At 63.6% G+C, this 21,078-nt stretch carries 19 protein-coding genes; 12 read left to right on the plus strand and 7 right to left on the minus strand.

What is annotated here, in order from left to right:
• The first annotated feature begins 383 nt into the window (after positions 1-383).
• Complete coding sequence (gene serS / locus F0P96_RS06000; RefSeq protein WP_151077911.1) at positions 384-1,658, plus strand: serine--tRNA ligase; 1,275 nt, start codon at positions 384-386, stop codon at positions 1,656-1,658.
• A gap of 46 nt (positions 1,659-1,704) precedes the next feature.
• Here the strand turns inward: serS and F0P96_RS06005 are convergent, their stop codons facing one another.
• The 6 genes from F0P96_RS06005 to polX form a co-directional block, all read right to left on the minus strand.
• The gene (locus F0P96_RS06005; RefSeq protein WP_151077912.1) at positions 1,705-2,067 is read right to left on the minus strand and encodes a zinc ribbon domain-containing protein; all 363 of its coding nucleotides are present in this window, start codon (positions 2,065-2,067) and stop codon (positions 1,705-1,707) included.
• A gap of 48 nt (positions 2,068-2,115) precedes the next feature.
• The gene (locus F0P96_RS06010; RefSeq protein ID WP_151077913.1) at positions 2,116-2,385 is read right to left on the minus strand and encodes a UBP-type zinc finger domain-containing protein; all 270 of its coding nucleotides are present in this window, start codon (positions 2,383-2,385) and stop codon (positions 2,116-2,118) included.
• Positions 2,386-2,398: 13 nt separating this feature from the next.
• Entirely contained in the window at positions 2,399-2,866 is a 468-nt protein-coding gene (locus F0P96_RS06015) for an OsmC family protein (protein WP_151077914.1), read from the minus strand.
• Positions 2,867-2,870: 4 nt separating this feature from the next.
• On the minus strand, positions 2,871-3,182 hold the full coding sequence (locus F0P96_RS06020) for a phosphoribosylpyrophosphate synthetase (RefSeq protein WP_151077915.1): 312 nt from the start codon (positions 3,180-3,182) through the stop codon (positions 2,871-2,873).
• A gap of 130 nt (positions 3,183-3,312) precedes the next feature.
• A complete protein-coding gene (locus F0P96_RS06025; protein WP_151077916.1) occupies positions 3,313-4,377 on the minus strand; it encodes a glycosyltransferase family 9 protein in 1,065 nt (354 codons plus the stop codon).
• A gap of 31 nt (positions 4,378-4,408) precedes the next feature.
• Positions 4,409-6,178: a DNA polymerase/3'-5' exonuclease PolX gene (polX, locus tag F0P96_RS06030; protein WP_151077917.1), complete on the minus strand. Its 1,770-nt coding sequence runs from the start codon at positions 6,176-6,178 to the stop codon at positions 4,409-4,411.
• Between the two features lie 192 nt (positions 6,179-6,370).
• On the opposite strand from polX, the gene F0P96_RS06035 reads away from it, so the two are divergent.
• From F0P96_RS06035 to F0P96_RS06050, 4 genes are all read left to right on the plus strand, one after another.
• The gene (locus F0P96_RS06035) at positions 6,371-6,775 is read left to right on the plus strand and encodes a hypothetical protein (protein WP_151077918.1); all 405 of its coding nucleotides are present in this window, start codon (positions 6,371-6,373) and stop codon (positions 6,773-6,775) included.
• Positions 6,776-6,884: 109 nt separating this feature from the next.
• Complete coding sequence (locus tag F0P96_RS06040) at positions 6,885-7,292, plus strand: EVE domain-containing protein (RefSeq protein WP_151077919.1); 408 nt, start codon at positions 6,885-6,887, stop codon at positions 7,290-7,292.
• 91 nt (positions 7,293-7,383) lie between these two features.
• Positions 7,384-8,862 carry a hypothetical protein gene (locus F0P96_RS06045; protein ID WP_151077920.1) on the plus strand — a complete coding sequence of 493 codons (1,479 nt, stop codon included), beginning with the start codon at positions 7,384-7,386 and terminating at the stop codon, positions 8,860-8,862.
• Between the two features lie 88 nt (positions 8,863-8,950).
• Positions 8,951-9,514 carry a DUF4252 domain-containing protein gene (locus tag F0P96_RS06050; RefSeq protein WP_151077921.1) on the plus strand — a complete coding sequence of 188 codons (564 nt, stop codon included), beginning with the start codon at positions 8,951-8,953 and terminating at the stop codon, positions 9,512-9,514.
• A 144-nt stretch (positions 9,515-9,658) separates the two neighbouring features.
• On the opposite strand, the gene F0P96_RS06055 is transcribed toward F0P96_RS06050, so the two are convergent.
• Entirely contained in the window at positions 9,659-10,948 is a 1,290-nt protein-coding gene (locus F0P96_RS06055) for an aminopeptidase P N-terminal domain-containing protein (RefSeq protein ID WP_151077922.1), read from the minus strand.
• A gap of 144 nt (positions 10,949-11,092) precedes the next feature.
• Between F0P96_RS06055 and F0P96_RS06060 the strand changes: the two genes are divergently transcribed.
• The 7 genes from F0P96_RS06060 to F0P96_RS06090 all read left to right on the plus strand — a co-directional run bounded on the left by F0P96_RS06060 (position 11,093) and on the right by F0P96_RS06090 (position 21,070).
• A complete protein-coding gene (locus F0P96_RS06060) occupies positions 11,093-11,548 on the plus strand; it encodes a hypothetical protein (protein ID WP_151077923.1) in 456 nt (151 codons plus the stop codon).
• A 92-nt stretch (positions 11,549-11,640) separates the two neighbouring features.
• Complete coding sequence (locus tag F0P96_RS06065) at positions 11,641-12,669, plus strand: glycosyltransferase family 9 protein (RefSeq protein WP_151077924.1); 1,029 nt, start codon at positions 11,641-11,643, stop codon at positions 12,667-12,669.
• Between the two features lie 159 nt (positions 12,670-12,828).
• Positions 12,829-14,082, plus strand: a complete 1,254-nt coding sequence (locus F0P96_RS06070; protein ID WP_151077925.1) for a M16 family metallopeptidase — start codon at positions 12,829-12,831, stop codon at positions 14,080-14,082.
• A 6-nt stretch (positions 14,083-14,088) separates the two neighbouring features.
• The gene (locus F0P96_RS06075; protein ID WP_151077926.1) at positions 14,089-14,541 is read left to right on the plus strand and encodes a YDG/SRA domain-containing protein; all 453 of its coding nucleotides are present in this window, start codon (positions 14,089-14,091) and stop codon (positions 14,539-14,541) included.
• Positions 14,542-14,752: 211 nt separating this feature from the next.
• Positions 14,753-15,400 carry an O-methyltransferase gene (locus F0P96_RS06080; RefSeq protein WP_151077927.1) on the plus strand — a complete coding sequence of 216 codons (648 nt, stop codon included), beginning with the start codon at positions 14,753-14,755 and terminating at the stop codon, positions 15,398-15,400.
• A gap of 119 nt (positions 15,401-15,519) precedes the next feature.
• Complete coding sequence (locus F0P96_RS06085) at positions 15,520-18,531, plus strand: TonB-dependent receptor (protein ID WP_151077928.1); 3,012 nt, start codon at positions 15,520-15,522, stop codon at positions 18,529-18,531.
• Between the two features lie 208 nt (positions 18,532-18,739).
• Positions 18,740-21,070, plus strand: a complete 2,331-nt coding sequence (locus tag F0P96_RS06090; protein WP_151077929.1) for a lytic transglycosylase domain-containing protein — start codon at positions 18,740-18,742, stop codon at positions 21,068-21,070.
• The last annotated feature ends 8 nt before the right edge of the window (positions 21,071-21,078 follow it).

The raw sequence follows: 21,078 nt of genomic DNA on the forward strand, positions 1-21,078 counted from the left end.
AAGGAGTGCGGCGGCCGCAGCAAAAGCGGTCGGCATCAACGGGAAAGCCCGACAAGGGGAAGGGCGCAAACGCGCTCGGCAAGGTGGCAAATCAGAGTAGAGACTCCGGCGCTGGAATTAATCGGGCCGCTGCTGCACAAGTTCAACACCCGGCGGGACCCGGCATCAGTCGCCGGCTTGCTAGCGCAATGTTACACATTACGCCCAAATCGCCCAACAAGATACATCGTTTTTATGATCGGGCACAGGAAGTTTGATTTTTCCGCGCCGCTGGTAGTTGCCGCCACGGGCAGGCAGCCGGGTTTGCGGCGGCATGGGCTGCTGCATCTGTTAAATCTGCGGGTTACTTTTGCCGCGTTCCACCGAGTATAGCTGCCTGAAGTATGCTGCAAGTTTCCGTCCTGAAAGAGCAAACCGACCGCGTGCTGGCCGGCTTGGCCAAGAAAAACTACCCCAATGCCGAGGCCGAAGTCCAGCACATTCTGGAGTTGGACCAGCGCCGCAAACACCTGCAAACCGAGCACGACCAAAGCCAGGCCGAGGCCAACAAGCTGGCCCAGCAGATTGGCGGGCTGATGAAAAGCGGCGACAAAGCCGGCGCCGACGAACTGAAGGCCCGCACAGCCACGCTCAAAACCCACACCAAAGCCGCCGCCGACGAGCTGGCGCAGGTGGAAAAAGACCTGCAAAGCGCCTTGTACCTGCTGCCCAACCTGCCCCACGAGAGTGTGCCGCAGGGCCGTTCGGCCGACGACAACGAGGTGGTGCGCGAAGTAGGCGAGCAGCCCACGCTGCCCGAAGGCGCGCTACCGCACTGGGACCTAATTAAGAAGTACGATATCATCGACTTCGAGCTGGGCAACAAGATTACCGGCGCGGGCTTCCCGGTGTACAAAGGCCAGGGTGCGCGGCTGCAGCGGGCCCTCATCAACTTCTTCCTCGACGAGGCCTTGGCGGCCGGCTACACCGAAATTCAGCCGCCTATTCTCATCAACGAGGCCTCGGGCTACGGCACCGGTCAGCTGCCCGACAAAGAGGGCCAGATGTACCACGCCACGGCCGACGACCTGTACCTGATTCCGACGGCCGAGGTGCCCATTACCAACCTCTACCGCGACGAAGTAATAGCCGCCGACCGCCTGCCGATTCGCAACACGGGCTACACGCCGTGCTTCCGCCGCGAGGCCGGCTCGTGGGGCGCGCACGTGCGCGGCCTCAACCGCCTGCACCAGTTTGACAAGGTGGAAATCGTGGAAATCGACCTGCCCGAGCGCAGCTATGCCACGCTGGAGCGCATGTTGGACCACATTGAAGGAGTGCTGCAAAAGCTGGAGCTGCCCTACCGCGTGCTGCGCCTGTGCGGCGGCGACATGGGCTTCACTTCGGCCCTCACCTACGACCTAGAGGTGTGGAGCGCGGCGCAGGGCCGCTGGCTGGAAGTGTCGTCGTGCTCGAACTTTGAAACCTACCAAGCCAACCGCCTGAAGCTCCGCTACAAGGACCAGAACGGCAAAAACCAGCTGCTGCACACGCTCAACGGCTCGGCCCTGGCTCTGCCGCGCATTGTGGCGGCGCTGCTCGAAAACAACCAGACGGCCGAGGGCATTCGGCTGCCCCAAGTGCTGCACCGCTACTGCGGCTTCGAGCAGATTGGGTAATTCTATCCACAGCAAAAAAGCCCGGCTAGCAGTAGCCGGGCTTTTTTTATTGGCTGAAAAGCTCCGAGCGTTTCAGGCGCAAGGGTCTTGGATCAGCGCTGATTTCGTGCTTACCGAACCCGCACTGGGGGCAATAGCGGGCTTCCGGTGTGCGCAGAGGCTTGTGGCACTGCGGACATGGCGGCCCATACTGGTCGGTTGCGTGGTGCCATACCGCATTGGGGTTTGTTTCCTCGAAGCCCGTCAGCAGCCGGTACATTTCCAGCATGGCGCGAAAGTGCTCGGCTACCCGATCCAATTCCAACTGCTCAGGCACCGGAGCTTGCCGCCGTTGCCGCTCCCGTTCTACCACGGCCAGTCCGTTTTGTTTGGCTTCCATCACCAAGCTAAACTCATCGGGCTCAAGCATGGGCATTTCCTGCTGGCAGCGCCAACACCACATTGCTTTCATAAAGAATCAATACTCTGCAAACGACTCATCCTGGTAGCACCAGAGCCACCTTTCGCCGGGCTCGGCGGAGGCTACTACGGGGTGCTCGGTAGCGCGAAAATGCTTGGTGGCGTGCTTGTTCTTGGAATCGTCGCAGCAGCCGACGTGGCCGCACTCCTGGCACACGCGCAGGTGCACCCACCGGTCGCCCAGGGCCACGCACTCGGGGCAGATGTGCTCGCCGGCGGCCGTTACGTGGTCGAGGGCGGTGAGATGGGCGCAGAGCTTGGGCTGCATACCTAAGGGCTAATTAGATGGTGAAGGACTCGTTTTCGGGCACCAGGCGTGTGACGATGCGGATGCTGCTGAGCAAGGTTTTCTGCACCGGGCATTTCTCCGAAATCAGCTGCAGGCGCTGGCGTTGCTCGGGCGTGAGCGGGCCCAGCAGGTGCAATTCCTTGCGCACTTCGTCGAGGCGGGCATCGGGTGAGGTTTCGCAAGCTTGGCAGTCGGCCACGTGGCCGCGGTGGTGGCTCAGGCGCACTTCCACGCCTTCGAGCGGCCACTTTTTCTGGGTGGCGTAGAGGCGTAGTGTAATGGCGGTGCAGCTGCCGAGGGCGCTCAGAAGCAGGTCGTATGGCGTGGGGCCGTGGTCGTGGCCGCCCGCCGCTACTGGCTCGTCGACTACCAAGCTATGGCGACCGGCTTGCACGCTGGCTTGCAGGTCGGCGGCGCCCACGCGCACCAGCACGAAGGCGGTTTCGGAGGCTTCGGTCACGGGCCTAGGCGTGAGGCATGTGTAGTTTGTGCATCAGGGCATCGGCCCAGGGCTCGGAGTATGCCCCAAAAGCACTGACGAGCAAGCCGCGCAGCCCGTCCTCCGATTCGATGGCGTACACCACCGATTCGTCGCCGGGGTCGGACGTACCTTCGAAACGGTGAAACTCGCGCACGTAGAACTCGTCGGGGTGCAGCTCCAGGTCGAGGCCGGGACAGTAGAGGTGGTCGTCCACCACGTTGAAATCGGCGGTGAAGCCGCGGCGGTTCAGGTCGCGTACAGCTTGCGTAAGGGTGTCATAATGCTGGGTTTCCATAGAGCGGCGGGGTTTGATTACGAGGGAAAAGATAACGGTTTTCACCGTTGCTCCTTTCTATAGTCTGCTTTGTATCAGCAGCGTTGCGCGACAGGCGGCTATTTTCTCGCGCCGCTGTTGGCTACCCGGCTTACCGCCCGTCGCGCGTGGGCGGCAGGTCGAGGTCGAAGCGAATGTCGCGCATGCAGCGAAAATGGCCTTGCGGGCATTTGTCGTAGCCGATTTTGGAGCACGGCCGGCAGGCCAGGCCTTCGACTTCGAGCACCCGAAACTCGGTGCGGTAGGGGTACATGCCGAAGGCCGGCACGGTGTTGCCCCACACGCTGAATATTTCCTTCCGAAACGCGGCCGCAATGTGCATCAGGCCGGTATCGTGGCTGATGACGAACTGCGCCTGCCGCACCAACGAAGCTGACTGGTGCAGCGAAAACCGCCCGCAAGCGTTGTAAATGAGCGTGGAGGACGGCGAAGCGGCGGGTTGCGCCGGAAAATGATAGGGACTGTCGGGAATCTGGCGGTGCGGGGGTGCGGCCGGCGTCACCTGCTTTTCGAAGGCCAGCTCCACCACATGCCCGGTGCTTTCGTCTTCGGGGCCGCCTAGCAGCACCACGGGCCGCTGCAGCTGCGCGCACAACTCAATGATGCGCTCCACGGGCAGGCGCTTGGTGGCGTGCTGGGCCCCGATGGCAAAGGCCACGTAGCCGCGCTGAAATTCAGCGGGTAGCGCCACACTCGTGTCGACTTCCTGGCCCGGCGGAATAAAGTAATCGAGCCCTCGGCCGTCGTCGCGCACGCCAAGCGGGGCAGCGGCCGCTAGGTAGCGCTGCACAATGTGCACAGGCGGCAGGGTGTTAAGCTTCAGGTTCACAAGCAGCCATTTGCGCCAGTTCAGCTTGTCGAAGCTGGCCGACGGGCGGCCTAGCCGCGCCTTGATGAGCAAGGTGCGCAGGTTGTGGTGCAAGTCGACGACGAAATCGAATTGCTCCTGCTGCAACTCGGCCACCAGTTCGCCCAGCGTGCCCGTGAGGCAGTGCACTTTATCGACGTACGGGTTGGCTTCGAGCAGGCCGCGGTAGGCCGGCTTGGTACAGAAATGCACCCGCGCGCCCGGCACCTGCTGCTGCACGCACCGCACCACGGGCGTGGTCAGCACAATGTCGCCGATGGAAGAAAAGCGCAGGATGAGGATTTTCACGAAGCTATGGTGGAGCGTGGCGTTTCGACGGCTAGCTAAACAGCGGGCCGAGGTCGACGGGTTTCTTGGCGGCTGTTTTGCCGCTGAACTTCACGGCTTGCTGGCGGCGCTGCTGAAAGAAGGCGTCGATTTCGTCCACGGTCAGGGCGTTGAGCGTGGTGGCGGCGGTGAGGCCGCCCTTGCGGCCCTGCAGCACGCCAAAGCGCATGTCGGCGTAGCCGTCGGTGTGGTGGGCGTCGGGGTTGATGCTCAACTTCACGCCTTGCTGCAGCGCGTAGCGCACCCACTGCCAGTCGAGGTCGAGGCGCCAGGGGTTGGAGTTGATTTCGATGACCACGTTGTGCTCGGCGCAGGCGTCGATGACGGCTTTGAAGTCGATGGGGTAGCCTTCGCGACGCAGCAGCAGGCGGCCGGTGGGGTGGCCCAGCATGGTGCAAAACGGGTTGGCAATGGCGCGCAGCAGCCGCTCGGTGGCGCGCTCCTGGTCCATTTTCAGGCCGCTGTGCACCGAGGCCACAATGAAGTCGAACTCGGCCAGCACGTCGTCGGGATAGTCGAGGGAGCCGTCGGAGAGGATGTCGGACTCGATACCCTTGAAGATGCGAAACGGCGCCAATTCCTTATTGAGCTGGTCGATTTCGCGGTGCTGCTTGCGTACCTCGTCGATGCTGAGGCCGCCGGCGTAGTGCGCGGCCCGCGAATGGTCGCAAATGCCAAGGTACTGGTAGCCGTTGTCGCGCAGAAACTCGGCCATCTGGCGCAGCGAGTGGGCACCGTCGGAGTAGGTGCTGTGGTTGTGCAGGGAGCCGCGAAGGTCGGTTTCTTCGAGCAGCAGCGGCAGCTGGTGCTGCTGGGCTTCCTGCACTTCGCCGGCGCCTTCGCGCATTTCGGGGGCTATGTAGTCGAGGCCGGCGGTTTGGTAGATGGCTTCTTCACTGAAAAACTTGGTGCGGCGCACCAGCTCGCGCAGCGTGGCGGCGGGGGCTTTGTCGCCGAGCGGGGCGGCCAGGTGGGCATCGGCGCCGGTGGTCAGGAACAGGCAACTCACGAAATCCTCGGGCTTGGCCAGCTGCACTTCCACTTTCACGCCCGAAGCTTCGGCCGTGCCGCGCCACGCAAACGGGCCGGAGTGCGCGTCGTCGGCCACGAGGCCTTCGGTGGCGTTCAGGGCGTCGTGGGCTTGCCAGGCTTGGGTGGTAGCGGCCACCACGCGCACGGTTTCCACCACGGGCAGGGCGCGGCGCACTTCGCCGCTGGCCGCTACCTGCTCGGTGCGCAAGGCGGTTTTTAGCAGTTCTATCAGCTGCGCGGCCAGTTGCTGGGCGTGGGGCAGCAGCAGCTTGCCGCGGCTTTGAGCCGTGAATTCGAGGGCCTGCAAAATGGCCTCCTGAGTTTTCTGGCCGAAGCCCTTGAGTTGACTCACGCGGTCCTGCTCGGCGGCTTCGCGCAGCGCGTCGATGCTTTCCACGCCCAGCTCGCGCCAAATGGTGCGGATTTTCTTTGGGCCGATGCCTTTGATGCCAAGCATTTCGACCACGCCGGGCGGGGTTTCGGCCTGCAGACGGGCCAGCTCGGGAAACGTGCCGGTGCGCAGCAGCTCGGTGGCGACGGCAGCGGCGCTTTTGCCCAGGCCGCCGGTGGTGGTAAACTCGGCCGGGTTGAGGTCCTGCAGCGGCACTTCCAGCCGGTCGATGGCCGCGGCGGCACCTTCGTAGGCGCGCACTTTAAACGGGTTTTCGTCGTGCAGCTCCAGCAGCTGCGCCATCAGCCGAAAGGCACGAATCAGGGCACGGTTTTCCATGGAACAAAGGTGGCGGTTGGGTTTTGCTTTTCGGCTGCTTGGGGCCGGTTTTCAGCTGAGCCTAGCTGAAACGCCCGCTTGGTCGACGTTGCGCCCCGGATGACGTACATACTTCCGGCACGGTTGGCTTTTACTTGCCAAGCAGCTGCTCGAAACCAAAACCAAACCCGCCGATTGCGTATGTTACGGCCTATGCGACTCACCGTTCTGCTTTTTGCCTTCAGTGTGCTGCTCCTGGCCAGCACCTGCCGCGACGACGCGGCCAAATCCCCCGAAATGAAAGTACTGTTCCGCACCTGGCTCCACGCCCACGAAGAAGACCAGGGCGACGTGCTCGTGTACCGCCCCAATACCTACAGCTTCAAACCCTCGCGCGGGCGCACCGGCTTTGCCTTCGACCCAAACGGGCTGTTCACGCAGTACGACATTGCCCCCACCGACGGCATGGAAGGCCGCAGAGGCCAGTGGACCGCCGAAAACGACCACACCCTGCGCATCAGCCTGCAAGACCAGCACGAACCCGACTACCGGCTGGAAATTGTGTCGCTCACGCCCGAGCTGCTGCAGGTGCGGCGCTTGCCCGTTGTCAGCAAGTAATGAAGTGCGGCAGGGAGTAGATGCAATGAAATAGCGCCATGCAGTGTCGGCCTGTGGGGTTCTTACCTTTGCTCTTCTCGCCTCGCCACGCAATTACTTCATCGCACCTTTGAACTACTGGCTCGTAAAATCCGAACCCGCCGCGTACTCGTTTGCCGACCTCGAACGCGACGGCCACACCGGCTGGACCGGCGTGCGCAACCACCAAGCCCGCAACTACCTGGCCCAAATGCAGCCCGGCGACCAGGTGCTTGTCTATCATAGCGTGACCGACAAGGAAGTAGTGGGAGTGGCCCAGGTGGCCCGTGCCGCCTACCCCGACCGCACCGCCGAGCCCAGCTCGCCCTGGGTGGCCGTGGATTTGCAGCCCAAGCTGCGCCTGCCGCGGCCGGTGTCGCTGGCCGCCATCAAAGCCGATGCGCGCCTGCAGCAGATGGGGCTGTTACGGCAGTCGCGGCTCTCGGTAATGCCCTTGCAGGCCGCCGAGTTTGATGCGCTGCTGGAGCTGGCCCACTAGCGCGGCACGGTACATTTCGCGCCCCGTTTGGCCGCTGTTTCCGTTGCTTCGTTGTATCTTGTTAGGCGCCGCTTTTTCTGTTTTGCCTGCTATGAAACGACTTTTACTTTGGGCATTGCTGCTGGCACCGATGGCGCTGTGGGCCCAGCCCACGCAGCCCGCCCGGCTGGAGCTTCGCCTCGACCCCGACGAAAGCGACGTGCGCGTGCTGCCCCTGGCCGACAGCACGGTAGCGCTGCTGGTGGAAAGCCCCATGAAAGGCAAGTTTCAGCAGGAATTCGCCCTGCTGCACTACGACCAGCAACTGCGGCAGCGCCGCCGCACGCCCCTGCCGGTACCCAAAGAGTATCAGTTGACCGAGTCGGCGGCCGAACTGCCCTATGCCTACGCCCTGTTTCAGTCGAACTACACAGCGGCCAAGCTGCTGCTGCTGCGTGTAGATCTGCGCACCGGCGCGCTGCGCGAATACAGCTTCGACACCGAGAAAGTAGACGATATATATAGCCTGGAAGCGCTGAGTGGCAACCTGTTTGCCAGCGTAGAGGTCGACGGGCACCTAACGGTGCTGCACCTCGACATTGCCCAGGAACAGTACCGGCTGCTCACCTCCCTCTACGAGCCGCTGCCGGCGCAGCTCACCTTCCTGGCCGATTCGGTGAGCAAGCGGCTGGCTTTTGTGCTCAGCCAGAGCAACGGGCTTCGCTCCCGCCTCCAGATCAAGCAGCTTTCGGCGCAGGGCCAGCTGCTGGCGTCGCAATTTGTGCAGGCCGAAAGCGAGCGGGGCCTCATTACGGCCGAGTTGAGCCCCGGCGACAGCGCCTCGCGCCTGCTCACCGGCACCTACACCCTGCGCGACCCGCGGTTTTCGCAGGGCCTGTTTGCGACCGACTTAACGCCCTCGGCAGCCGTGCGTGCACCGCTGCGCTTCTACGATTTTCTGAGCCTGAAGCACTTTTTCGATTACATGAAGCCCGCCAGGGCCGAGCGCATGCGGGCCCGCAGTGCCAAGCGCCGGGCCGCGGGCCGCGAAATGCGCTTGCACTACCGCTTGCTCACGCACCGGCTGCTGCCGTTTCAGAGCGGGTACGTGCTGGTGGGCGAGGTATACTACCCGCACTACCGCTACGACTCACCATACGGCACCATGCTCTATGCCCTGCGCGCCTTCGACGGCTACCGCTCCACGCAGGCCATTGTGTGCGGGTTCGACAGCACGGGCACGCTGCTCTGGGACAACAGCTTTCTGCTGAAAAACGCCGACCGCTACACCCTCACCGAAACCGTGCGGGTGCGGCCCCTGCCCGACGGCCAGCGCCTGGCCCTGGCTTACCTCGACGAAGAACAGCTGCGCTATAAAATCATCGACCGCACTACGCCAGCCCCGAACGACCTGCAAGTGCCGCTGCTGACCAACCTGGAGGGAAAGCGCGAAAAAACGGTTTCGACCAACCACGAGGGCATTTTGCCGTGGGTGGGCAGCCGGTTTCTGGCCTACGGCTACCAGCGCGTGCGCCCCGAGCACGGCGAAAGTCGGCTGGTGTTTTTCGTCAACGCGGTGGCTTTTGAGTAGGCCGAAGCCGGCTCGAGCACAACCCCAACCCACCCGCAGCGCGTAGGCAGGAACCTGGTTTCGTTCCTCACCGCCTACTCCCGCTGCCATGAATGTTCGCCTGCTGCGTTTCCTGCCCTTGTTGGTGTTGCTGTGGCTGGGTGCCTGCCGCACGGCCGGCCCCGAAAAGCCCGCCCGCACCGTGGCCGAGTTTTTCTCCAAGTACGAAAGTCGGCCCGGCTTTCGGGCCACCACCTTCGAGCCCAATTTTCTGACCCGGATTTTGCTGGGCCGCATCGGCAAGCTCTCCGATACCGAGGCGCTGCAGGCCCTGACGGCCGTTACCTCCATTCGGGCCCTCACCTTCACGCCTACCTCGGCCGGCGCCCGCAACCTGACCGAGCGCGGCCTGCTCGATGAAGTGGACGGGCTGCTGCGCAACGAGCGGTACGACCCATTGCCCACGAAAGAAACCAGCGGCGGCAACGCCGCCTACCGCTACGCCGTGCGCCGCACCGGCACCGACCGCATCCGCGAGGTAGTAGCCACCGGCCGCCAAACCGACACGCCCGACTCCTTTGTGATGCTGGCCATCAGCGGCGACTTCACCCAGAGCCAGCTCGACCAGCTCACCAAAATTCTGCCGGGCCTGGCCGGTGAAGTGACCAAGTAAGACCACGGAATAGTTGCGCTGAACCCCGTTTCCAGCGAATTTTTTCCGGATTCTGCGGATTTTGTGGATAGCTCCAAACGACGTGGTGCCACGACTTTTTCGTCGTGGCACCACTGTTGTTAAACCGCAAGTAATTCGAAACGGCTACCGAGCCATCAACCGTTCGATGTCGTCGGCTTCCAGCGGAATGTCGGCCATCAGGTCCTCGCACTGCGAGCGGGTGATGACCACATCGTTTTCGAGGCGGATGCCCAGGCCCTCTTCGCGGATGTAGATACCCGGCTCGACGGTATACACCATCCCGGGCTCGAACACGCGGTATTTGGCGCCCACATCGTGCACGTCGAGGCCGAGGTAGTGCGAGGTGCCGTGCATGAAGTACTTCTTGTAGAGCGGGGCTGCCGGGTCCTGGTTGTTCACGTCGCCTTGGCTGAGCAGGCCCAGGCCGATGAGTTGCTGCTCCATGAAGCGGCCCACACCGGCATGGTATTCTTCGATGTGGTTGCCGGCCACCAGCTGCGACTTGGCGTACTGCATCACGCGCAGCACCGCGTCGTATACCTCGCGCTGGCGCTGGGTGAACTTGCCGTTGACGGGGATGGAGCGCGAAAGGTCGGCGGCGTAGTTGGCGTATTCGGCCCCGAAATCGAGCAGAATCACGTCGCCGTCGTTGCAGGGCCGGTCGTTGCTCACGTAGTGCAGAATGCAGGCGTTGGCCCCCGAAGCAATGATGCTGCCGTAGGCCGGCCCGCGCGAGCCGCTCTTGATGAACTCGTGCACGATTTCGGCCTCGATTTCGTACTCCATCACGCCCGGTTTCACGAAGCCCAACAGGCGCCGGAACGCGTTGCCGGTGATTTCGCAGGCCTTGCGCATCAACCGGATTTCCTCCTGGCTCTTGATGGCCCGCAAGTGGTGCATGATGGGGGCCGCGCGCTTGTAGTCGTGCAGCGGGTACTGCTCCCGAATTTCCCGGATAAAGCGGGCGTCGCGGGTTTGCACCTCCACCACGGCCCGGATGTGCTCGTTCGAGTTCAGGTACACGTGCTCGGCCTCGTTCATGAGCGCGGGCAGTACCGACTTAAAGGAGTCGAGCCACAGGATGGTTTGCACGCCGGACTGCTCGCGGGCTTCCTGCTTGGTGAGCTTGTAGCCTTCCCACACCAGAATATGCTCGCTGGTTTCCTTCAGAAACAGGATTTCGCGGTACTGGGGCAGCTTGGCATCGGGAAAGATGACGAGGATGCTTTCTTCCTGATCGACGCCGGAGAGGTAGAACAAATCGTTGTTCTGGCGGAAGGCCATGGTGCCGTCGGCATTGGTCGGCATCACGTCGTTGGAGTGGAAGATGGCCAGGGAGCCGGGCAGCAGCTGCCGCTCGAAGTTGCGGCGGTTTTGGGTGAAGAGGTCGGGCGAAATAGAGCCGTAGCGCATGGAATCGGGGTAAAAGCTCGGGAAAGACGGCCGCCGGGGCCGCTGGCTGCAAGTTAGGCGGAATGGCTGGATGCGCATTCGGCCCCGACGCTCTACCTTGCTCACCGGCTGGGCCCAGCTTGGCCGGCCCACCAGCGCGCTACTATGAACCACTTGCCTGTTCCGGAAACGGGAGCAGATACTGCCCCCGCCACGGCAGCACCCGCTGGCCGCCGCCAGTACCGGGGCCTGCATCTGGTGGGTTTGGTGGGTTGCGTGTCCCTCATGCTGTGGTGCCACCACTGGCTAAACAATGCGCACCTGTCGGACCTGGACGGGAAGCCGGCCGAAACCAGCCGCTACATCCTAGCCCTGGTGTTGGTGCTGCCGGCCATCAGCGGCTTCTGCTTTTTTGGCCAACGGCTGTGGCGCGGCCGCTGGCTGCTGTGGCTGGCCCTGGTGCTGCTCTGCACCGAATGCGCGGTGTTGGTGGGCACGTTCTTGCTGATTTGCTTCGTAGGCACGGGTACGACCTGGCAGACGATGCTGCTGGCCCTGGGCGTTGCGGCCTGCGTAGCGGCCGGCTTTGGCGTGTGGCGGCAATTGCGAAGGCCCCGCTAGGTTGGCGGGTTGAAGCCCGCGCTACAAACCTCGCTGCTAGGCGCTTCGGAAACGCCATCGGCGCGGTATCTTTGTCATCCGCATTATTCTCCATGCCTGCATCCAGCGCCGTCTCCCCCATTCTGCTCATTCAGACCGCCTTCATTGGCGACGTCATTCTGGCCACGGCGCTGCTGGAACGCCTCCGCGAAACCGAGCTCGATACTCCGGTGGATGTGCTGGTGCGGCGCGGCAACGAAGGCCTGCTGCTGAACCACCCGCACGTGCGCCAGGTGCTGGTGTGGGACAAGAAGAATGACAAGTACGGCGGCCTCTGGCGCCTGCTCCGCCAGATTCGGGCTACGCACTACGGGCGGGTGTATAACCTGCAGCGCTTCGCCTCCACGGGCCTGCTCACCGCGTTTTCGGGTGCCGAGGAGCGCGTGGGCTTCGATAAAAACCCGCTGAGCTGGGCTTTCACGCGCCGCGTGCCCCACGGCTTTGCGCCGGGCCTGCACGAGGTGGGCCGCAACCTCAGTTTGCTGGAGCCCGGCATTGCCGGCCCGCTCACCCGTCCCCGCCTCTACCCCGCGCCTGCCGACGAAGCAGCCGCCGCGCCGTACGTGGTCGAAAACTACATCTGCATCGCGCCCACGTCGGTGTGGTTTACCAAGCAGTTCCCGCAGGAGCAGTGGGAAAAGCTGCTTCGCGCCCTGCCGCCGCATTACACCGTGTACCTGCTCGGCGGCCCGCCCGACGTGGCCGCCTGCGAAGCCCTGCGCCAGGCCACCGACCGCCCCGGTGTGGTGAACCTGGCCGGCAAGCTGTCGTTGCTTGCCTCGGCGGCCCTCATGCGCGGCGCGGTGCTCAACTACGTCAACGACTCGGCCCCGCAACACTTGGCCTCGGCCGTCGATGCGCCTACCTGCGCCGTGTTTTGCTCCACGGTGCCGTACTTCGGGTTTGGGCCGCTCAGCTCGTTTGCCCGCGTGGTGGAGTTGCGCGAGGAACTGGCCTGCAAGCCGTGTGGGCTGCACGGCTACGCCAAATGCCCGCTGAGCCACTTCCACTGCGCCCACGGCATCGACACGCAGCAACTGCTGGCCGTGCTGGCCGAAGCCGAGCAGCTGGTGGGCGTATAGTCGCACCGGCAAAACCCATCGGCCGAAACCATTGGTGGCCCTTGACGGTCTATCTTTGCAGTCTGTCTCAGCGGCTGGGTTTAGGGCCATTCGCTGACTTTTTTCGTTGTTTTTACGCGCCGGCTCCGCTACTTCGCCCCGCCCGGCCCGCCGCTATACATGCTCGATTACGACCTCCACGAATACCCCAACGGCATCCGGCTGCTGCACAAGCAGGTGCCCCACACCAAAATTGCCCACTGCGGCTTTCTGCTCGACATTGGCTCGCGCGACGAGCGGCCGGAGCAGTACGGGCTGGCGCACTTCTGGGAACATATGGCCTTCAAGGGCACCGAGAAGCGCAAGTCGTTTCACATCCTGAACCGCCTCGAAAACGTGGGCGGCGAGCTGAACGCCTACACCACCAAGGAGAAAATCTGCTTCTACGCCTCGCTGCTGAGCACCCACTTCGAGCGGGCTTTCGAGCTGCTGACCGACCTGACCTTCCACTCGGTGTTTCCGCTCAAGGAAATTGAGAAGGAGCGCGGCGTGATTCTGGAGGAAATGGCCATGTACGTCGACGCCCCCGAAGACGCCATCATCGACGACTTCGACGCGGTGGTATTCGGCGAACATGCCCTGGGCCACAACATTCTGGGCACCCGCGAAAGTGTGTCGGGCTTTCAGCAGGCCGATTTTCAGCAGTTTCTGCGCGAGCAGGTGCGCACCGACCGGCTCGTGTTTACGTCCGTGAGCAACCTGCCCTTCAAGCAAGTGAAGCGCATGGCCGACAAGTACCTGGCTGCGCTGCCGGCCCAAACCGGTGCGCGGCCGCGCACGCCGTTTTCGGTGCACGCGCCCACGCAGCAGCGCGTCGAAAAACCCATTACGCAGGCCCATTGCTTGGTGGGCGGCGCGGCCTACGCCCTGCCCGATGCCCGCCGTTTGCCATTCTTCATGCTCACCAACATTTTGGGTGGCCCCGGCATGAACTCGCGCCTCAACATGGGCGTGCGCGAGAAGTACGGCCTCGTTTACAGCATCGATGCCACGTATTCGCCCTACACCGATACGGGCCTGTTTGGCATCTACTTCGCCACCGAAAAGCGCCAGCTGGAGCGCACCACCCAACTGGTACTCAAGGAGCTGCGCACCCTGCGCGAAAAAGCCCTGACCACCAGCCAGCTGCACGTGGCCAAGCAGCAGCTGATGGGCCAGCTGGCCATGGCCGAGGAAAGCAACGGCGGCATGATGCAGCTGCTGGGAAAAAGCACCCTCGACCTCGGCCGCGTGGAGTCGCTCAACGAAATCTTCGACCAGATCCAGCGTGTCACCTCGGCCGAGCTGCTGGAACTGGCCAACGATATCCTGCGCGAAGACCAGCTGAGCACCTTGCAGTACGTGCCGCAGGGCAAGAAAAGCGTCCGCGGCTAACCGGCCATGGGCACGCCGCGCTTTGGGCATGTGGGTTCGTATTTGCCCGGCGACACATTTCGCTCGCGTCTGGAGCTGCGCCTCGCGGGTATGCACACGCCGGTGCGGGCGGGCATTGCCGGCTCGCAACACACCGGTGCCGAAAGCATCGTCCTGTCGCAGGTGTACGAAGACGACGTGTTCGGCGAGGACGAAATCATCTACACCGGCCAGGGCGGGCGCGACGCCAAAACCGGCCAGCAAGTGAGCGACCAGACGCTGAACGACCGGAACCTGGCCTTGCTGAAAAGCGCCGAAACAGGCTTGCCGGTGCGGGTGCTGCGCAAAGTGCATGACGAAGCCACGGCCGCCGAGGTGTTTCGTTACGAGGGCTTGTACCGCGTGGTCGGCTCGGCCTACGGGCCGGGCCGGTCGGGTTTTGGCGTGTGGCGGTTTCGGCTGGTGCCAGTAGCAGCTTAAGCAGAAGTCATGTTTTGCCTAGTCGTCCCGTACGAAGTCAGAAGCATAACAGAACAGGAGAGCAGTCCGCAAACAAGCCTGCACTTTTAAGCCCCGGTGGTTTAGCGCCAATGCCGCGGTGAAAATGGTTCTGCTGATGTCGAATGCTTCTGTTCTTAGCCCGTTCCATCGGCGTGGGTCCATCACTATTCCCTCAAAACCGCGCATTTCCATGAGTACGGCCGAATCTGAAGCCCAACGCTACGCCGACGACCACACCTCGCCCGAGTCGCCGTTGCTGGGCCGGCTGGTGCGCGAAACGCACTTGCAGACGCTCATGCCGCGTATGCTCTCGGGGCACTTTCAGGGGCGGCTGCTGAGCATGATCAGCCACATGGTGCGGCCGCGGCGGGTGCTGGAACTGGGCACATTCACGGGCTACTCGGCGCTGTGCCTGGCCGAAGGGCTGGCCGCCGATGGCGAGTTGCACACGGTGGAGCAAAACCCCGAGTTGCGCAGCCGGGTGGCCCGCTACGTGGACGAAGCCGGCCTCGACGGCCGCGTGCACCTGCACATCGGCGACGCCGAGCAGCTGATTCCTACGCTGGCCGAAACCTGGGACCTGGTGTTTATCGACGCCGACAAGATTCGCAACCGCGTGTACTACGAGCTGGTGCTGCCGCAGGTGCGCCCCGGCGGGTTTATTCTCATCGACAACGTGCTGTGGAGCGGCAAGGTGCTGCCCTCCTACCCCATGAAACCGGCCGACAAGGACGGGCAAGCCGTGCGCGCCTTCAATGACTTTGTGCAGCAGGACGAGCGGGTGGAAAATGTTTTTTTACCGCTGCGCGACGGCCTGTTTTTGGTACGCAAGCTATAATCCATCAACAACTTACCCGCTAGCCCTGCCCTTACGAGTGGCCCTGCGTATAAGTGGGCTGATTAAACATTGCAGCCGCCAGCCTGTCGAATCCGGCGGCACCTTCTGCCTACCCACCCATGACGCATCGAATACTCTGGCTGCTGGCCTTTCTGCTGGCGGCGGCGCAAGCTTCCGCCCAAACCTATCCTGTTAGCGGCCGAGTGGTCGACGGCAAGGACCAGTCGCCGCTCATTGGCGCCAACGTGCTGCTGACCCGGCTCAGCCCCGACTCGGCCAAAACCGGTGCGGCCGTGGACCCCAACGGCAACTTCGCCATTGAGGGCAACGCGCCGGGCAGCTACCGTCTCACCATTTCCTTTCTGGGCTACCAAACCGTGAAGCGCGTGGTATCGGTGCGCGACGCCCCGGTGGTGCTGGGCACGCTGCCGCTGAACGTGGGCGGCATTACGCTAAAGGGCGTGGAGGTAACCGGCCGCGCTGCCGCCGCCGTGCAGAAGGGCGACACCTCGCAATACGACGCGCGCGCCTTCAAAACTAACCCCGACGCCAACGCCCAGGACCTGATTACTAAGATGCCGGGCGTAACGGTAGACCCCGGCACCGGCAAGGTGCAGGCGCAGGGCGAGCAGGTGCAGCGGGTGCTGGTGGACGGCAAGGAGTTTTTCGGCAACGACCCCGACGCGGTGCTCAAGAACCTGCCGGCCGAGGCCATCGACAAGATTCAGGTGTACGACCGCGCTTCCGACCAGTCCCAGTTTACGGGCTTCGACGACGGCAACCAGCAGAAAACCATCAACATCGTGACCAAGCCGCAGTTTCGCAACGGGCAGTTTGGGCGGGTGCTAGCCGGCGCCGGCCGCGGCGGCGAGGGCGACAACCGCTACCGGGCCAGCGGCAACATCAACTTCTTCAAGGGTAAGCAGCGCTTCTCGGTGCTGGCGCAGAGCAACAACGTGAACGAGCAGAACTTCGGCACCGATGACCTGCTGGGCGTGGTGGGCAGCTCGGCCCGCGGCGGCGGCGGCGGCCGCAACGGTGCCCAGGGCGGCGGCAACCCGGGCGGCGGTGGCGGCAACAACGCGGGCAACTTCTTGGTGGGCCAGAGCGGCGGCATTTCCAAAACCAACGCCGTGGGCTTGAACTACTCCGACACCTGGGGCAAGAAAACCGACGTGCAGGCCAGCTACTTTTTCAACCGCAGCACCAACACCCTCAGCAGCAGCACCAACCGCCGCTACACCGCCGAGGACTCCCTGGGCCGTGTGCTGCGCTACCAGGAAAGCTCGCTGACGACCAGCACCAACATGAACAACCGCTTCAACCTGCGGCTGGAGCACAAAATCGACTCGCTGAACTCGCTGCTGTGGCAGCCGCGCCTCTCGGTGCAGAACAACGACAGCCACAACAACCTCGACGGCGGCACGTTCCGCGAGCAGAACAACAGCGAAGCGGGCAACGGCGAGGTGCGCAGCAGCAACCTGAGCGACTACCGCGCCGACAACATCGGCATCAACTTCGGGCAGTCGTTGCTGTACCGGCACCGCTTCCATACCCGCGGGCGCACCTTCTCGCTGGGCGTCAACATGGCCTACAACACCCGCAGCGCCGAGAACTTCCTGAACTCGGTGAACGAGGACTTCACCCGCTCCGAAACGCCCATCACCACCCGCACCGACCAGTTTTCGGACCTCGACCAGGTGGGCTGGCAGTGGAGCGCCAACGCCAACTACACCGAGCCGCTGAGCCCCAAAAGCCAGTTGCAGCTCACCTACAACACCACCTACTCGCCCAACGACTCCGACAAGCGCACCAACAACCTCGACCCGGGCAGCGGCGCGTACTCGGTGTTCAACCCCGAGCTGAGCAACGTATTCACGAGCCGCAACCTCACCAACGCGGGCGGCATCAGCTACCGCTACAACGACAGGGAGCTGCAGTGGTCGGTGGGGGCGCAGGTGCAGCACGCCCAGTTGAACAACGAGCAGGAGTTTCCGCGCGCGGCCACCACCCGCCTGAGCTTCCTGAACGTGCTGCCCAACGCCCAGATTCGCTACAACTTCTCGAAGCAGCAGAACCTGCGCCTGAACTACCAGATGCGCACCAGCTCGCCCAGCATCAGCCAGCTGCAGGAAGTGGTGAACAACTCGAACCCGCTGCAGATTACGACCGGCAACCCCAACCTGCGCCAGGAAAACAACCACAACCTGTTTCTGCGCTACTCGCTGGCCAACGTGGAGAAGTCGACCTCGTTCTTCGCCCTCGTCGGCGGCTCCTACACCAACAACAACATCACCAACAGCACCCGCATCTTCAGCCGCCCCACCGAGTTTCGCGGGGTGATTGTGCCGGCGGGCGGACAGGTGACGCAGCCCGTGAACCTCGACGGGCAATACTCGCTGCGCTCCTTCGCCAACTACACCGTGCCGCTCACGTTCGTGAAGTCGAACCTGAACCTGAACACCAACGCGAACTTCTCGCAAACGCCCGGCTTGGTGTCGATTACCGGCGTGGATGAGCAGCAGCTGAACTACAGCCGCACGCCCAGCTTCGGCTTTGGCGCCGTGCTCAGCAGCAACGTCAGCCCGAACCTCGACTTCACGCTCTCCTCGAACTCGACCCAGACCTACGTGCGCAACAGCGCCCAAACCAACGCCAACCGCCAGTATTTCCGGCAGAACACCAACCTGCGCTTCAGCTGGATCATTGTGAAAGGCGTTACCATGCAGTCGGACGTGAACCACGTGTCCTACACCGGCCTCTCCGACGGCTACAACCAGCAGTTTGTGCTCTGGAATGCCTCGGTGGGCAAGAAATTCCTGCCCAAGCAGCAGGCCGAGCTGAAGCTTTACGCTTTCGATATTCTGAAGCAGAACAACAGCATTCAGCCCAACCAGACCTCGGCCTACGTGGAAGACGTGCGCACCAACATTCTCACCCGCTACCTGATGCTGATGTTTACCTACAACATCCGCAACTTCGGGGGTGGCGCCGGCCCCGACCAACCCGGCAATACCCAGCCGGGCAACGAGCGGTTCAACCGTCCCGGCGGATTTGGACCGGGCGGCCCCGGTGGCAACCCGGGCGGTGGCCCCGGCGGTTTCGGCGGCCCGCCTCCCGGCGGCTTCTAAACCTACCTTCGTTCGATCAGTACTCTCGAAACCAGCCCCTCGCGGCTGGTTTCGTTTTTTCTGGCGGCCGTTGAAAAGCCGTTTTCTGCGCCACAGAGCTTGTTGTCAGCCGAAAACGCCGTTTGCGCGGGTTTTTTTCGCCTATTTTGTGGGCTGAGGGGGCCGGCCAGCACCGTGCGCAGCGCCGGGCCCTCCGCTCCGCCTGCTTATGAAACGATTGTTGCCGTTGTTGCTGTGGGTGCTGCCGTTGCTGGCAGCGGCCCAACGCGCCGCCCCCGTACTGCCCACCGTAACCGTGCCCGCCGAGCTGGCTTTTGCCGGGTTGCGCCTGCGCCTCACCGAAGCCGGCCGCGCCGCCGTGCAGCAAAAGGTGAATGCCTTGCGGCTGCATCCCAGCTCGTTTCAGGTCCGCGTGGCCCTGGCCGATGCCGCTTTCCCGCTCATCGACCGGGTGCTGCAGGAAGAAGGCGTGCCCACCGATTTTCGCTACCTCTGCCTGCAGGAAAGCGGCCTGCAAGGCGACGCCCAAAGCATCCACGACGCCGTGGGCTACTGGCAGTTCAAGCTGGAGTCGGCCACCGACTTTGGCTTGCTGGTGAACGAGCAGGTGGACGAGCGGAAGCACTTGGTAACGGCCACGCGCGGCGCGGCCAAGTACCTGCAGCGCAGCCAGCGCATGTACCAGAACTGGCTGAACTCGCTGCTGAGCTACAACTTAGGCCCCGGCGGCGTGAAGCCCTACACCCTGCCCACCGATGCCAACGCCACCGAAATGGAGGTGACGGACAAGACCCACCCGTACGTGCTGACGTTCCTGGCCCACAAACTGGCCTACGAACCCGCCGTGGGGGCCAATCCGCGCCCGGCCATGCGCCTGCGCGAATACCCGGCCGTGCCCGGCCAGTCGTTGGCGGTGCTGGCCCAGGCCCTGCAAACCGAGCCCGCCGAAATGGCCAAGTACAACCGCTGGCTGCTGGGCCCGGCCGTGCCCACCGACAAAACCTACACCGCGCTGGTGCCCGTTACCGATTCGTTGCAGCTGCTGGCCATGGCCGTGCAGCAGAAGCAGAACGCCACCAAGCTCGTCATCAAGCCCGACACCGACCCGCACAACGCGGCGTTTGTGACCGTGAACGGCCTGCGCGCCGTGGTGGCGCTGCCCAACGAATCGAAGGAAGAACTGGCCCGCCGGGCGGGCGTGAAGCTGCGCCGCTTCATGCAGTACAACGACCTGATGCCCTTCGACAACATTGTGGTGGGGCAGCCCTACTTCGTGCAGAAAAAACGCGACAAGGCCGAAACCGAATACCACGTGGCGCAAACCGGGGAAAGCTTGGCGTCGGTGTCGCAGAAGTACGGGGTGCGGGCCAAGGCCATTCGGAGCAAAAACCGCATGGCGGCCAACGAGGCCCTGCTGCCCGGCCGCGTGCTGTGGCTGCAGCACTCGCGGCCGCGCGAGGTGGCGGTGGAGTTTAAGAACGCCGACCTGAACGCGGCCGCGCTGGAACGCCCCGTGGGCCAACCTGCACCGGCCGAGCCGGCTGCTAAACCGGTACCGGCCACGCCCAAGCGCAAAGCCCCCGAAGCCGACGTGTACACCGGCCGCACCGCCGAAGCCCAGCGCGTTATCGACGATGCGCCCGAAGCCTCCGAAGATTCTACCGGCGGCAAAGGCCTGCTGGGCCGTTTGCGCCGCCGCCCAGCCTCGGCCGACACCACAGCCGATTCCTCGGTTGAAAATCTGAACGACGTTTCGGCCGAAGCCGCAGCGCCGGCAGCTCAACCGCCCGTGGCCCCGGCCCGTGGCGTGTACACGGGCGGCACGGCCAAGAAGCCCCTGCCGGCTTCGTCGCCCATTGCCGACGAGCCACAACCCGACACCGACGCCGTAGCTACCGAGTCGGCACCGGTGAAACCGAGCCCCAGCAAGGCAGAAGCGGCCCCGAAACCGGCTACTGCGCCTGCAGTTACTGCGGCCCCTGCCGTGGTCAAAGCTGCACCTCAAGCATCGGCAGCAGCTGCCAGCACCGCCAAACCGGTAGCGGCTCGTCCGGCCGTAGTGCCGCCTGGTCTACCGGCTTCCGCTACGGCCACGGCCACGGTGCCCGTGCCGGCCGATGGCTTGCATACCGTGCAGCCCGGCGAGACGCTCTACGGCGTGGCCCGCCGCTACGCGCTGGCGCCGGCCGATTTGGTGGCCTGGAACAACCTGCCGCGCAACCCGGCCTTGCGCCCCGGCCAGGTGTTGCGCCTGACCAGCAACTCGGCGGCCAAAGCCATTGCCGAAACGGTTGCTACACCTGCCGCTACGCCTGCCAAACCGGCTGCTCCCGCGGCTACGCCAAAACCTGCCCCTGCCGAACCCGCGCCAGCCGCAACCGCGGGCGGCGTGGTGAAACACACCGTAGCGGCCGGCGAGTCGATGTACGCCATTTCGCGCAAGTACGGCGTCACTATCAAGCAGATTATGGAGTGGAACAACAAGCCGGATTTCAATGTGCGCCCCGGCGAAGTGCTAACGCTGAAGCCCGCCAAGTAAAACGCGGC

It is taken from the genome of Hymenobacter busanensis, from assembly GCF_008727865.1.
GTDB classification, from domain to species: Bacteria; Bacteroidota; Bacteroidia; order Cytophagales; family Hymenobacteraceae; genus Solirubrum; species Solirubrum busanense.

Coding starts and splice junctions, on each gene's coding strand:
- serS (WP_151077911.1), top strand. CDS start 384: ATGCTGCAAGTTTCCGTCCTGAAAGAGCAAACCGACCGCGTGCTGGCC.
- F0P96_RS06005 (WP_151077912.1), bottom strand. CDS start 2,067: ATGCTTGAGCCCGATGAGTTTAGCTTGGTGATGGAAGCCAAACAAAAC.
- F0P96_RS06010 (WP_151077913.1), bottom strand. CDS start 2,385: ATGCAGCCCAAGCTCTGCGCCCATCTCACCGCCCTCGACCACGTAACG.
- F0P96_RS06020 (WP_151077915.1), bottom strand. CDS start 3,182: ATGGAAACCCAGCATTATGACACCCTTACGCAAGCTGTACGCGACCTG.
- polX (WP_151077917.1), bottom strand. CDS start 6,178: ATGGAAAACCGTGCCCTGATTCGTGCCTTTCGGCTGATGGCGCAGCTG.
- F0P96_RS06035 (WP_151077918.1), top strand. CDS start 6,371: ATGCGACTCACCGTTCTGCTTTTTGCCTTCAGTGTGCTGCTCCTGGCC.
- F0P96_RS06045 (WP_151077920.1), top strand. CDS start 7,384: ATGAAACGACTTTTACTTTGGGCATTGCTGCTGGCACCGATGGCGCTG.
- F0P96_RS06050 (WP_151077921.1), top strand. CDS start 8,951: ATGAATGTTCGCCTGCTGCGTTTCCTGCCCTTGTTGGTGTTGCTGTGG.
- F0P96_RS06055 (WP_151077922.1), bottom strand. CDS start 10,948: ATGCGCTACGGCTCTATTTCGCCCGACCTCTTCACCCAAAACCGCCGC.
- F0P96_RS06060 (WP_151077923.1), top strand. CDS start 11,093: ATGAACCACTTGCCTGTTCCGGAAACGGGAGCAGATACTGCCCCCGCC.
- F0P96_RS06065 (WP_151077924.1), top strand. CDS start 11,641: ATGCCTGCATCCAGCGCCGTCTCCCCCATTCTGCTCATTCAGACCGCC.
- F0P96_RS06070 (WP_151077925.1), top strand. CDS start 12,829: ATGCTCGATTACGACCTCCACGAATACCCCAACGGCATCCGGCTGCTG.
- F0P96_RS06075 (WP_151077926.1), top strand. CDS start 14,089: ATGGGCACGCCGCGCTTTGGGCATGTGGGTTCGTATTTGCCCGGCGAC.
- F0P96_RS06080 (WP_151077927.1), top strand. CDS start 14,753: ATGAGTACGGCCGAATCTGAAGCCCAACGCTACGCCGACGACCACACC.
- F0P96_RS06085 (WP_151077928.1), top strand. CDS start 15,520: ATGACGCATCGAATACTCTGGCTGCTGGCCTTTCTGCTGGCGGCGGCG.
- F0P96_RS06090 (WP_151077929.1), top strand. CDS start 18,740: ATGAAACGATTGTTGCCGTTGTTGCTGTGGGTGCTGCCGTTGCTGGCA.